The 13071-nt window shown below is 69.0% G+C and carries 7 protein-coding genes and 1 pseudogene; 1 reads left to right on the forward strand and 7 read right to left on the reverse strand.

The genetic code is table 11. The annotated features are described in order from the left end of the window. Nucleotides 1-55: 55 nt before the first annotated feature. The 7 genes and pseudogenes from ACIQHQ_RS08930 to ACIQHQ_RS08960 form a co-directional block, all read right to left on the reverse strand. A pseudogene (locus tag ACIQHQ_RS08930) lies at nucleotides 56-397 on the reverse strand (glycoside hydrolase family 9 protein); the annotation flags it as partial. Nucleotides 398-662: 265 nt separating this feature from the next. Next, a complete protein-coding gene (locus tag ACIQHQ_RS08935) occupies nucleotides 663-2963 on the reverse strand; it encodes a ricin-type beta-trefoil lectin domain protein (RefSeq protein WP_402611617.1) in 2301 nt (766 codons plus the stop codon). Between the two features lie 327 nt (nucleotides 2964-3290). Then, the gene (locus ACIQHQ_RS08940; RefSeq protein WP_402611074.1) at nucleotides 3291-4169 is read right to left on the reverse strand and encodes a sugar phosphate isomerase/epimerase family protein; all 879 of its coding nucleotides are present in this window, start codon (nucleotides 4167-4169) and stop codon (nucleotides 3291-3293) included. 4 nt (nucleotides 4170-4173) lie between these two features. Next, entirely contained in the window at nucleotides 4174-5346 is a 1173-nt protein-coding gene (locus ACIQHQ_RS08945; RefSeq protein WP_402611075.1) for an ABC transporter substrate-binding protein, read from the reverse strand. 8 nt (nucleotides 5347-5354) lie between these two features. After that, nucleotides 5355-6341: an ABC transporter permease gene (locus ACIQHQ_RS08950; protein ID WP_402611076.1), complete on the reverse strand. Its 987-nt coding sequence runs from the start codon at nucleotides 6339-6341 to the stop codon at nucleotides 5355-5357. Between the two features lies 1 nt (nucleotide 6342). Next, on the reverse strand, nucleotides 6343-7314 hold the full coding sequence (locus tag ACIQHQ_RS08955) for an ABC transporter permease (RefSeq protein ID WP_402611077.1): 972 nt from the start codon (nucleotides 7312-7314) through the stop codon (nucleotides 6343-6345). Next, nucleotides 7311-8822: a sugar ABC transporter ATP-binding protein gene (locus ACIQHQ_RS08960; protein WP_402611078.1), complete on the reverse strand. Its 1512-nt coding sequence runs from the start codon at nucleotides 8820-8822 to the stop codon at nucleotides 7311-7313. The genes ACIQHQ_RS08955 and ACIQHQ_RS08960 overlap by 4 nt, the downstream gene beginning before the upstream one ends. A 658-nt stretch (nucleotides 8823-9480) precedes the next feature. On the opposite strand from ACIQHQ_RS08960, the gene ACIQHQ_RS08965 reads away from it, so the two are divergent. Further along, nucleotides 9481-13035, forward strand: a complete 3555-nt coding sequence (locus ACIQHQ_RS08965; protein ID WP_402611079.1) for a ThuA domain-containing protein — start codon at nucleotides 9481-9483, stop codon at nucleotides 13033-13035. The last annotated feature ends 36 nt before the right edge of the window (nucleotides 13036-13071 follow it).

Raw genomic sequence — 13071 nt, forward strand, 5'->3', positions numbered from 1 at the left:
AGGCGGCTGACGGGTCCTGCCGCGAGCGAGGCCGATGCCATCGCAGCGCAGGTGGTCATCTCCTGGTGGCAGTTGACGGCCACCTCGTTCGTCGACCACGAGTCGATGTGGCCGAGACAGCAGAACATCGGTGTGCAGCCCGCTGGCGGGCGGGTCCCGCAGCCCGACGTTCGGGCCGCCGGCCAGCGAGCCCGTCGGCGGGTCCGGCGGGGCGGGACCAAGCAGGTGGGCGAAGATGCGGCTGTGCTGTTCTGCCGCTCTTCTCGCCCCAACCGGCCACGTAGGAGTGGTTGAGGGCGTCGCGGCCGAAGAGGTAGTTCATCGCCTGTACGGCACCGCCGCGGCAGCGGACGCCCCCGGTCAGGTCGAACGCCGTCGCGAGCACCATCGCGTGGTTGACGACGACGCTGCCGGTGCTGCAGACCCGACTTCACCTGTCCGGGCCTTGGCACCCCCGCTGAACGGCCGGAAAGAGTCGGAGTCACCGGCCTTGCGTCCAGGGGCTCGCGCGACGAGGGGAAGGGGCCGGCAGGGGCCGCGACGGCGTGCCGCATGCAGCAGGTGTCCACAGATCCACCGAGGCGCGGTGGGGCCCGCACCCACTCGGGCCCCACCGCCGGCATCCGCTCCTGTCCCAAAGGAGCGGATGGGCCTTGATCCCGCTATCGCAGTGCCCACTGCTGGTTGGTGCCGCCGTGGCAGGACCAGAGGGTGATCCTGGTGCCGTTGGCGGTGCCGCCGGCGTTGGCGTCGAGGCACAGTCCGGAATGGACACCGGTGATGGTGCCGTTGGGGTTGATGTTCCACTGCTGGTTGTTCTGGCCGTTGCAGTCCCAGATGACGACGGCGGTGCCGTTGGTGGTGCCGCGTCCGCTGGCGTCGAGGCACTTGTTGCCGGAGACGGTCAGTTGTTTGCCGGCGGTGTAGGTCCAGGTCTGGCCGGCCGCGCCGGTGCAGTCCCCGAGTTGGGCCTGGGTGCCGTTGGTGGTGCCGGCGCCGGGGACGGTCAGGCAGCGGCCGGACTGCGCGCCCACGATCTGCTGAGCCGTTGTCGGCGGTGGGGTGTCCTTCGGTCCGGCGGACGCCATCACGTCCTGGGCACCGGAAGGCCAGTTGCCATTGGTGACCGTGACATTGCCGGAGACCACGTTGCCGCGGTCCCCGTTGGTCACGTTCGTGCTGCCGTTGGTCGACCAGTTGTTGGTGACGGTCCAGTTCCCCATGTTCTCGCCGCCCCAGTAGTTGGCCGTCGCCCACGTACCGGTGTTCGAGAAGACATTGTTGGTGACCGTGTAGTACTTCGAGCCCTCGTCGAAGTACGTCCCGAAGTATCCGTTGGTCCGCAGGCAGTGGTTCCGGCTGATCTGCGCGCTCGGGTTCCATCCGAGCGTGTAGATGCAGCCACCGTCGTTCATCTGCTGCATGACATCGTGGATGTAGTTGCCGATGAGCCGGTTGTTGGACGCGGTGGTCGGCGTCGTGTAGCGCGGCTGGTAGTTGTACAGGCCGCGGTTGGCATAGTGGCTGCTGCCGCCCGCGTCGTTGGCGCCCCAGCCGTACCCGATCGACATGCCGGAGTACGGCATGTTGTAGACCTCGTTCTGGGCGACGGTGCTGTTGGTGACGTACGTGGTCAGGACAGAGACGATGCCCCGGTAGTCCGCCCCGAGGTCGTGGATGCGGTTGTTGCTCACCGTGATGTCCCTGTTGACCATGCGCTGGTCGCTGGGGTGGTGGGCGTCGGCGCGCACGCCGCCCACGAGGATGCCACCGGCTGAGCTCCGTGCGATCTCCGACCGGGTCACCGTGATGTCGCGGGCGCCCAGGCCGACGCCGCTGGCGTGCGCGTTGGCGTCGTTGCCGATACCGATGGCCGTCTGGCCCAGGTTGACGAACCGGGAGTCGCTGAGGGTGATGGTGTTGGCGGCGGAGATCTGCACGGCGGCCGGCATCTGAAGCCAGTGTGGCCGGGCGGCCTCGAACTGCGTGCAGCCGTTGTGGCAGGAGTCGAAGCTCGGCCAGTTCCAGTTGCCGGCGATGTACGCGCCGGTCTGCTGGTCCACGTAACCCTGGTTGCTGCTGGGGCCCAGCCAGCTCGTACCGGTGAAGGTGATCCCGCTGAACGTGATGTGGTGCGCCGGCTCGCTGTACGTGCCCCCGAGGCTCACCAGCGACTGCAGCGTCGGCAGTTCCACGCTGACGTTGCTCATGTTCTGCCCGGCCTGGGGGATGTAGTACAAGGCGCCGGCCGTGGGGTTGAGGTACCACTCGCCGGGCGAGTCCAGGAACTCGTACGCGTTGGCCAGGTAGAACGGACCGGCCCGGTGCGGCCGCATGAGGGTGTCGTAGCCGAAGTTGTTGTTGTTCCACGCCGGCTGCTGCATCGTGATGAAGTTCCCACTGATGCTCTGCACCGGCGAGTACCGGTCGGTGAAGGAGTTGACGCTCTCCACCTCGACCCGACTCTGGTTGGCCAGGTTGTTCAGATAGCTCAGCGCACCGCTCGAGAACCTCATTCCGGCGCTGGTGGCCGTGAAATCGGCCCTGTTCACCTGTGTGCGTGCCCGGGTGGCGACGGCGCCGTCGACATAGAGCTGCCGGGTATCGAGACCGGTCGGCACGTCGGCCTTCCAGATGTTCTTGGCTGCGTCGGCCACCGACCAGCCGGTGACCGCCCGGGCACCGGTGATCACCGGACGCGCCGACGGGGCGGCCTGCCACACGACCCTGTGACCGCCTGAGCCGGAGTCCTCCGCCGTCAGCCGCAAGGGTTGGGCCAGCCGGTACACACCGTCGGCCAACTGCACCACGATGTCGTCCGACATGGCGTCATTGAGCGACCGCACCGTCGCCTGCGCGGTGGTCAGTGAGCACGGCTGCGCGCTGGAACAGTCAGTGCCGGTGCCGGACGGCGAGACGTACACGGTGCGGGGAGCTGCGGATGCGGGTGCGGGGAACGCCATCACGGCGGTCGCGGTTAATCCGACTGTGGCGGCTGCGACCCGAAGCCACCTTCGTATCGTGAGAGCTGTGAACACGTTTTCTCCTTATGGCGGTTCCCGGGCGGAAGGGGATGGCGGCGCGACCGGGCTACTCGGCGTGCGGTGATGAGGGCTCGAGGAGGGGACACGATGTCCGGGCGTGGGCGGTGTGCTTCGCTCGGCGCCGACCGCCGTACCGTCGGCGAGTTGTCCGGCGGTCGGCGCACGGACCGTTCGGACCGTAGTGCGGTTCCCCGTGGGCCAATTCATATGACGTATGCCGTCGTTCGGAAACCAAAGCGACCCCTGTCACCCGGTCGAAGGAGCGTCTTCCAGTCCGTGGAGGACTGTTCGGAGGTAGGACAGCCCGTCACGGGCGAGGGTGTCCTGCGACGGGGCGAGCGGCCGCCAGATCGAGGCCGCGGTGGCGATGGCCTCGTTCTGCGCGGTGAACGACTCGATGCACACCGCGCCGCGGTAGCCGGTCGTGGCCAGGCCGGCGAGGAAGCGTGGCCAGTCGAAGTGGTCGGCGCCCGGGGTGCCGCGGTCGGTGCCGCTGACCTGGACGTGCTTGATGTGCGGGCCAGCCGTGACGAGCGCCTCGTAGGGGTCGGCCTCCTCGATGTTCATGTGATAGGTGTCGATCATGAGACCGACGTTCGCGGGCAGGCCGTCGATCAGCTCCACCGCCTGCTCGACCGTGTTGACGACGCTCGTCTCATAGCGGTTGAGGGCCTCCACGCCGATGCTCACGCCCCGCTCCCCCGCGTGGTCGGCCACTGGCCGCAGAGCTCGGCGGACGTCCGCGTAGCAGGCCGCGCGCTCAGACGGTGACATGCGCCAGGTCCGCCCCACCGCGGCGTAGACCGGGCCGCCGACGCAGGGCGCGCCGACGGCCACCGCACTGTCCACACACGTTTTCAGGTACGCCACGGTGGCGGCGACAACCTCCGGCGGGGCGTTCACGAGGTCACGTCCGGGCGAGGTGACCGCACAGACGCCGACCGCGCGCAGGCCGTACGCCGCCAGCATGTCCCGGGTGCGGGCCGGGTCCCAGTCGCCGGGTTGCTCGATCGGCAGCTCTACCGCGTCGAAGCCGAACGCGGCGATCCGCGGCACCAGTTCGGCCATGACCTCGTCGTCGACCGGCGAGGCCCAGACCCACGGGTTGACACCGATGGTGTACACCGGACTACTTCCAGCGCCGCGGATAACCGGGCAGGTCCGTGCAGCCGCACATCGCGTAGTGCAGCGGCGGCATGGCGGGGTCGACGTACTCGTCCAGGTTGTCCTGGGTGATGGTCGGCTGTGGCAGCTTCCACGGGTTCGGCACCTGCTCGCCGTCGAGAATCTTCAGCGCGGCGATGATCGGGGTGCGCCACTGGTAGGTCGGGTAGGTCGGGGCGATCGCCGTGAGCTTCTTGTCCTTCCACAGCTTCAGGAAGTCGAGCTGGTCCTCGCCGTTGATCGGCGGCACGGGCTTGCCGGCGTCCTCGAACGCCTCGACCGCCGCGCCCGCGACCGCCCCTGCGTCCATCCAGACGCCGTCGATCGTGCCGTACCGCTGGAGGTAGTCGTTGACGATCTTCTTCGTCCTGGCCGGGTCGCCGTCGGTGAACTCGACGCCGACGACGTCGACGCCCGCCTTGTCGAAGGCGACCTTCGCCGCGGACCAACGGGTCTCCAGCACGTCGACGCCGGGCAGGATGCGCAGCGCGAGCACCTTGCCGCCCCGCTTCATCTTCCGGGTGACGAACTCCGCCGCGACGTGGCCGAATCCGTAGCCGCCGATCGGGTTGATGAACGTCACCGGGCACCTCGTGTCGACGCCGCGGTCGAAGACGATGACCGGCAGGCCCTTCCGGCAGGCGGCCTCCACGGCCGGGGTGAGCGTCGCGGTGGTGTTCGGCGAGACGATGAGCGCGTGGCAGCCCTTGCCGAGCAGGTCGTTGATGTCGGCGATCTGTTTCTGGTCCTTGCCTTCGGCATCGACGTGGACGAACTCGGAGATCCGGCCGCGGTGCGTGTCGACCTCGGCCCGCATGGTCTTGAAACCGACCTGACGCCAGGGGTTGTTCAGCCCCGCGTTGGAGAAGCAGATCTTGTGCGGTCCGGGCTTCGTGAACTTCGCGGTCTCCACCATCGCCGGGTTGAGCGCCTGCTCCCAGGGCTTGCCGGCCGGCCCGGACGGCGCGGCGTCCAGGAGCGCGAGCTGCTTGTCGTAGTCGGCCCGCACGAAGAACTTCGACTGCTCCCCGGTGCCCGACCCGCTGCCCGCGAAGGGCGAACCCGATGCGCCGGTGGTGGGCTCGTCGGTGGCGCATCCGGCCAGCACCAGTAAGGTGCTCACAACCAGCACCGTCATGGAATACCTCACTGAATCCCCTTATGTCCGGACGGGAAGCGGAAGGACGCCGCCGCCACGGCGAACAGAATGATCGCGCCCTGAATGGTCGGTTTGAGGGCGCCGGAGACGCCGTAGAAGTTCATGAGCGTGAAGAGCGTCTCGAGGGTCAGCGCGCCCAGCATCGCGCCGACGACCGAACCGCGGCCCCCGCCCAGAGCGACGCCGCCGAGGACCGCCGCGGTGATCGCGCCGAACTCGAGGCCGGCACCGGCCTGGAACGACACTCCGCTGTACCCGCCGATGAGGATCGCCGCGAGCGTGGCGGCGAGTCCGCTGAGGACGAACGCCATGGTCTTGGCGCGCCACACGCGCACGCCGCTCAGCTCGGCGGTCCGCGGGTTGCCGCCGACGGCGACCAGGGTGCGACCGAAGTCCGAACGCGTCAGCACCAGCGCGAGAGCGGCCGCCGCCAGCAGGACGACCAGGGCGTACGGTATCCGGCCCAGCGCGGGCACGTCCTCGAACGCCGACCGGCCGAGCCGGCGGAACTCCTCGGAGAGGCCGCCCTTCGGGGCACCGTCGGACCACAGGTACACGGCACCGACGAGGATCAGGAACATCCCGAGGGTCGTGATGAACGACGGCACCCCCAGCCGCGTGGTGACGAGGCCGTTGACGAGGCCGACGGTGATGCCGAACGCGAGCAGGAGCACGACGACAGGCCAGCCGGCCGACGGATCGCTGTCGATCAGCCGGGCGGCGATGACCACCTGCGCGGTGACCAGAGAGCCGACGGACAGATCCAACTCGCCGGAGACGATCACGAAGTACTGGCCTGCGGCGAGCAGGACGATCGGCGCGCAGCGGCCGAGGAACGACATCAGCGACGGCGGCGAGAGGAAGTCCGGTTGGCGGGCGGTCAGCAGAACCAGCAACACCGCCAGGATCACGATGATCGGTGCGAGGCCGCCGAAGCGGAACTCAAGGAGCCGCAGTGGGCGCGCGATCCGCATGCTATGACGCCTTTCGCATCGCGCGGCGGGCGTAGACGGCGACCGCCGCGATGATGATCACGCCACGGATCACCTGCTTGAAGAACGCGTCGACCTCGAGCTGGTTGAAGATGGCGTCGATGCTCGCGAGCAGCAGCACGCCGCCGACCGTGCCGCCGACGCCGCCGCGCCCGCCGGCCAGGGCGGTGCCGCCGAGCACCACCGCGGCGACCGACTCCAGGTCGTACAGTCCCTCGGTGCCCACCCTCGGTGCGCCGGCGCCGAGCCGACTGGCGAGGTAGATCCCGGCGAGGCCGGCACAGAGGGCGCACAGCACATGGGCGGTGACGAGGACCCGGCTGCCCCGCACGCCGGAGAGCCGGGCGACCTCCGCGTCACCGCCCACGGCGATCAGGTGGTGGCCGAAGCGGGTGCGCGCCAGCACGAACCAGGCCGCGGCGGCGACGGCGAGCAGCAGCAGGAACGACAGCGGCACCGGGCCGATGCGCTGGTACCCCAGGCCCTGCACCAGGGCGGGTGCGGTCTTGCCGGCCGGGCCGTCGTATCCGTTGTCGAGGTATCCCTTCAGCAGCAGTCCGACGCCGACGGTCGCGATGAAGGGGTTGATCCGCGCCGCGGTGACGAGCAGGCCGTTGACGAGGCCGATCGCGCCGCTGACCGCGAGCGTCAGGCCGATCGCCGGAAGCAGCGCACCGTCGTCACCGGCCATGGTCTCGGCGGCGACGAGGGTGCTCAGGCTGACCACGTACGCCACGGACAGGTCCAGCGAGCCTCCGACGATGACCAGCGTCTGGCCGACCGCGACGAGGCCCAGACCGGCGGCGACGTGCAGCAGGCTCACCGTCGTCGGCAGGCTGAACAGCCGGCCGCCGTCGACCGTGACGACGAGCCAGCCGATCACCAGGGTGAGGACCAGGGCGACGAACACGCCGGGCGGGGTCCGCCGGGCCGGCAGGGACAGCGCGCCGCTCATCCGGCAGCCTCCCGATCGGTGCCGACCGCCAGGGCGACGACATCCTCCTCCGTCGCGCCGCCGGGTAACTCGCCGGCGATCCGGCCGTCGCGCATGACGATGATCCGGTCGCTCATGCCGAGCAGCTCGGGCAGCTCGGACGAGACCATCAGCACGGCGGCACCGTCGCGGGCCAGCCGGCGGACGAGATCGTGGATCGCCGCCTTGGCGCCCACGTCGATGCCCCGGGTCGGCTCGTCGAAGAGCAGGATCCTCGGGGCGAGCGCGAGCCACCTGGCCAACACGACCTTCTGCTGGTTGCCCCCGGAGAGGAAGCGGATCTCCTGGTCCTCCCCTGCGGCGCGGAGCTCAACGGCCGCGAGCAGCTCCCGGACCCGCGCGGTCCGGGCACCGCGGCCGAGCCGGCGCGGGCGGACGGCGCGGCCGGCCAACAGCGCGTTGTCGAGCACCGACTGCTCGGCGACGATCCCCTCGCCCTTGCGGTCCTCGGAGACGTAGGCGATACCGGTCCGCATCGCGGCCCGGGGCGAGCGCAGCCGGACCGGCGCTCCGTCGACGGTCACCTGGCCGGTGCTGAACGGTGCGGCGCCGAACAGTGCGCGGGCCAACGCCGAACGGCCGGAGCCCTGCAGGCCGCCGACGCCGAGCACCTCGCCGGCGCGCAGCCGTAGGTCGATGCCGCGCAGCTTCCGGTTGCCTGCGCCCCGGACAGTCAGCCGCACCGGGCCCAGCTCCTGCGGCTTCGCCGGGTCGGGGTAGTAGCTCGACAGCTCGCGGCCGACCATGTGGCGCACCAGCTGATCGGCGCTGGTGTCCGCGGTGTCCAAGGTGGCCACCGCCCGGCCGTCCTTGAGCACGGTGATCCGGCTGGACAGGTCGAAGACCTCCTTGAGGCGGTGCGAGACGTACAGCACGCCCATCCCGTGCTCCTGCAGCCGCCGTACGAGCGCGTAGAGCCGGTCGACTTCGTGGTCGGCGAGAGCCGCGGTGGGCTCGTCCATGATGAGCAGCCGCGCGTTGAGGGCGAGCGCCTTGACGATCTCGACCACCTGTTGTTGCGCCACTCCGAGTCGTCCCACGCGCGTGTCGGGCGGTAACGAGCCCTCCCCGATCGAGGCGAGGAGCCCCGCGGTGTGGCTGAGCATCGCCCTGCGGTCGACGAGCCCGCGGCGCAGGGGCTCGCGGCCCAGACAGACGTTCTCCGCGACGGTGCGCTCGGGCAGCAGGGTCAGCTCCTGGTAGACGATGCCGATACCGGCCTGTTGGGCCTCACGCGGGCTGCGGAACGTCCGCGGCGCGCCGGCGAACTCAACCGTTCCCTCGTCGGGCTGGTAGACGCCGGACACCACCTTCATGAGTGTGGACTTGCCGGCGCCGTTCTCGCCGACGACCGCGTGCACCTCGCCCGGCCGGACCTGGAGGTCGACGCCATCGAGCACCTGCACGCCGAGGAACGACTTGCCGATGCCTCGCAGAGCGAGCAGCGGCGACGGCAGTAGGCCAGACATCGTGGGACCCTCTACATTCGCGTCGTCGGCAGGATTGAGTCACCGATAGCTGAATCGTTCGGTGCGGCCGGCGTGGAATGACAGCTCCCGCCCGCGAGCTGTCGTCGAATATCCGCGAACTTTCGCCGGACGCGATGGTGACATCGCGGCCCCGAGGGTAAATGCCTCGATGAGCGCCTGGCAATACCAACGGACATCACAGCAGGACGTTCGCCGTTCGAACTGCTCATTGTGGACCGGCGATCAGTCGACAGCGATTGATACGCCAAAATCTGTTATCGAATCGGCCCGTCCACAGTCGCGCGCCGAACCACGACGGCTGATGCGCAAAATGTGTTATGGAATCGGCCCGACGACAGTCGCGCGCCGACCCGCGACGATTGATGCGCAAAATGTGTTATGGAATCGACCGCACCCGAGCCATATTGACTGTTGCGATACGCCGCTGCATGCTGACCGGCAGACCACGGGAGACGGTCGCATTTGGTGTGACGCCCCTTCTTCCCGTAGGGACTTGACTGCCCGTCACGGCGGACGGGATGACGAGCTGACGGCTCACGCGTGCCTACGACGCGCTCACGCACTCTGGCGCATCGGAGGTGCGGCCGGCGCGTGCCCGTGGTCATGCCATCGTTACTCCGCCGAAATAGGAGACGGCATGCGTCGCATCATATTTGTCTTGGGGGCGATCGCGAGCGTGCTCCTGTCGCTCGTCATCGCCCCACCGGCGTCAGCGGCGCCGGCCTTCCGAGCCCTGGTCTTCACGAAGACGGCCGGCTACCGGCACGATTCGATCCCCGCCGGCCTCGCGATGTTCCGGGAGCAGGCGGCGGCCAACAACTTCGAGTTGGTCCACAGCGAGGACTCGAGCGTTTTCACCCCGGCGAACCTCGCCACCTTCGACGTGCTCATCATGTTCCAGACCTCGGGAATGGTGTGGAACACGGCGTCCCAACGTCAGGCGGTGGAGGGCTACCTCGCCAGCGGCAAGGGCATCGTCGCGATCCACAACGCCACGGACATGGGCATCGAGAACGAGTACCCGTGGTGGGACCGGACCATCAACGGGGGCGCACACATGCCGGAGCACTCCCCCGGCGTGCTGCCCGGCACCGCCATCGTCGCGGACAAGAAGCACCCGTCGACGGCCGGCCTTCCGGACCGCTGGAACCGCAGCGAGGAGTGGTACAACTTCGACCGCAACCCCCGCGGCGACGTCCATGTCCTGGTCACCGCGGACGAGCGCACATACAACCCGGGCCCCCGCGGCATGGGGCCTGACCACCCCATCTCCTGGTGCCGCAACACCGGTGGCGGCCGCGTGTGGGCCACCGGCATGGGGCACACCAGCGCGGCCTACAGCGAGACCCATTTCCGCAACCACGTCCTCGGGGGCGTCAAGTGGGCGGCCGGCAACGAGCCCGGCGACTGCGGCGGCACCGTGTGGAGCAACTTCGAGAAGCGCACCCTCGACGACAACACCGCGGACCCGATGGCCCTCGCGGTCGCCCCGGACGGGCGGGTGCTCTACGTCCAGCGGGGCGGGCAGCTGAAGATCTTCAAACCGACCACGAACAAGACCGTGACAGCAGGCACGCTCAGCGTCTACACCGGCGGCGAGGACGGCCTCACCGGGCTGGCGCTCGACCCCGACTTCGCCAGCAACGGCTACGTGTACCTGTATCACTCCCCGGCCGGAGTCCCGAACGACATCAACCGGGTCTCCCGGTTCACGCTCACCGGCGACACCCTGAACATGTCGAGCCAGGTGACGATCATCGACATCCCCGCGACCCGGGACCGCACGTTCGCCGAACCCGGGCACACGGGCGGCTACATCGAGTTCGGCCCCGACAAGAACCTCTACATCGGCACCGGGGACGACGTCCCACCGAACCTCGACTCCAACTGGCAGGGCTACGCCCCGCTGGACTGGCGGCAGGGCAAGGCCAACCTTGACGCCGCCCGCACCGCCGGCAACACCAACGACCTGCGGGGCAAACTGCTCCGCATCCGGCCGTCGGCCGGCGGCGGCTACACCATCCCGGCCGGCAACCTCTACCCGCAAGGCACGGCGCAGACCCGGCCCGAGGTCTACGCGATGGGCTTCCGCAACCCGTTCCGCTTCTCGATCGACCCGGACAACGGGTGGGTCTACCTCGCCGACTACGGCCCGGACCGGGGCGGCCCCGCGACGAACCGCGGCCCCGAGGGGCTCGTCGAACTCAATGTCATCAAGGCCCCGGGCAACTACGGCTGGCCGTTCTGCCACGGCAACAACCAGGCCTACGCGCCCTACAACCCGGACACCCGCGTCGTCGGCGCCAAGTTCAACTGCAACGCGCCGGTCAACAACTCACCGAACAACACCGGCCTGACCAGCCTCAAGCCGATCGTCGCGCCGAACATGTGGTACGGCTACGACGTCTCACCGAACTTCCCCGAGCTCGGCTCCGGCGGCTCGGCGCCGATGGGCGGACCGGTCTACCGCTACAACGCCGCGAACCCGTCCGAGACGAAGTTCCCGCCCTACTACGACGGGGTCCACTTCTTCTACGAGTGGTCGCGCCACACCGTCAAGGAGGTCCACTTCGACTCCGCGACCGCGGTCACCCGGACCAACCCCTTCATGCCCGCCGCCAAGTTCATCAAGCCGATGGACATGGAGTTCGGGCCCGACGGCTCGCTGTACCTGCTCGAATGGGGCAACAACTTCTCCGGCGGCAACAACGACTCGGGTCTCTACCGCATCGACTACAACCACGGCGGACGATCGCCGATCGCCAAAGCCACCGGAACGCCCACCAACGGGGACGCGCCACTGAACGTGCAGTTCAGCAGCGCGGGGTCCACAGACCCGGATCCTGGCAGCACGCTCGGCTACCACTGGACGTTCGGCGACGGCACCACCTCCACGGCGGCCAACCCGTCACACACCTACACCGCCAACGGCAACTACACCGCCCAGCTCAAAGTCACCGACAACACCGGCAAGACGGCCTTCGCCAACGTGCCGATCACCGTGGGCAACACCGCACCGAAGGTCACCATCACGATTCCGTCCGACGGCGGCATGCTGGACTTCGGCGACCGTGTCCCGTACAAGGTGTCCGTCTCGGACCCCGGCGGCGCGCCCGTCGACTGCGCCAAGGTGTTCGTCAACCCCGCCCTCGGTCACGACGACCACCAACACGAGACCACGGACTACCCGGGGTGCTCGGGCACCATCGACACGTCGCTGCTGGGCGGGCACCCCGACGGCGCCAACCTGTACTACGTCCTCAACGCCCGCTACACCGACGACGGCGGCCCCGGCGGTGCGAACCCGCTCACCGGCTACGCCCAAGCGATCCTCCAGCCCAAGCACAAGCAGGCCGAGTTCTACACGGACCAGTCGGGTGTGCAGATCGTCGAGCAGGCCGGCGCGGAGAGCGGCAAGCGGGTCGGCAACATCTCCGACGGTGACTGGATCGCGTTCAAACCGATGAGCCTGTCGGGCGTCACGAGCGTGCGTTACCGCCTGTCGTCGCCGGGCGGCGGCGGATCGATCGAGCTGCGCGCCGACTCCCCGACCGGCACGGTCCTGGCCACGACACCGGTGCCCAGCACCGGCGGCTGGAACACCTACCAGTCCACGCCGGCGGTGAACACAGCCGATCTCGCCGGCTCGCACTCGCTCTACCTGGTGTTCAAGGGCACCTCGAACAACTGGTTCGACCTCGACTCGGTCACCTTCGGCGGCAACGGGGTCGGCGAACCGGGCAGCGGCGGCGGTGGCGGCGTGGCCGGCCGGACCTGGACCGTCGCGGCACAGCACAGCGGCAAATTCATGGATGTCGGCGACGCCGCGACCGCTGACGGCGCCCAGATCGTGCAGTGGCCGGCCACCGGCGGCAACAACCAGAAGTGGCAGGCCGTCGACGCCGGTGGCGGCGCCGTTCACCTGAAGGCGGTGCACAGCGGCAAGTGCCTCGCCGTCACGGGCGGGTCCACCGCCCAGGGCGCGTTCCTGCAGCAGTCCACCTGTGACAACAGCAACCCGCAGAAGTTCCTCGTCACACCGACCACCACGGCGGGCGTGTACACGGTGAAAAGCCTGCCCAGTGGACTGTGCGTCGACGTCAACGGCGGCTCGACGGCCGACGGCGCACGACTCTTGCAATGGAGCTGCCACGGCGGCACCAACCAACAGTGGCGGTTCACCGCCGTATAGCCCGTCCGGACGGGTTGCCCGGCGCGATTGCGCGCC

The sequence above is a fragment of the Streptomyces sp. NPDC092370 genome, from assembly GCF_044755265.1.
Lineage (GTDB): Bacteria > Actinomycetota > Actinomycetes > Streptomycetales > Streptomycetaceae > Streptomyces.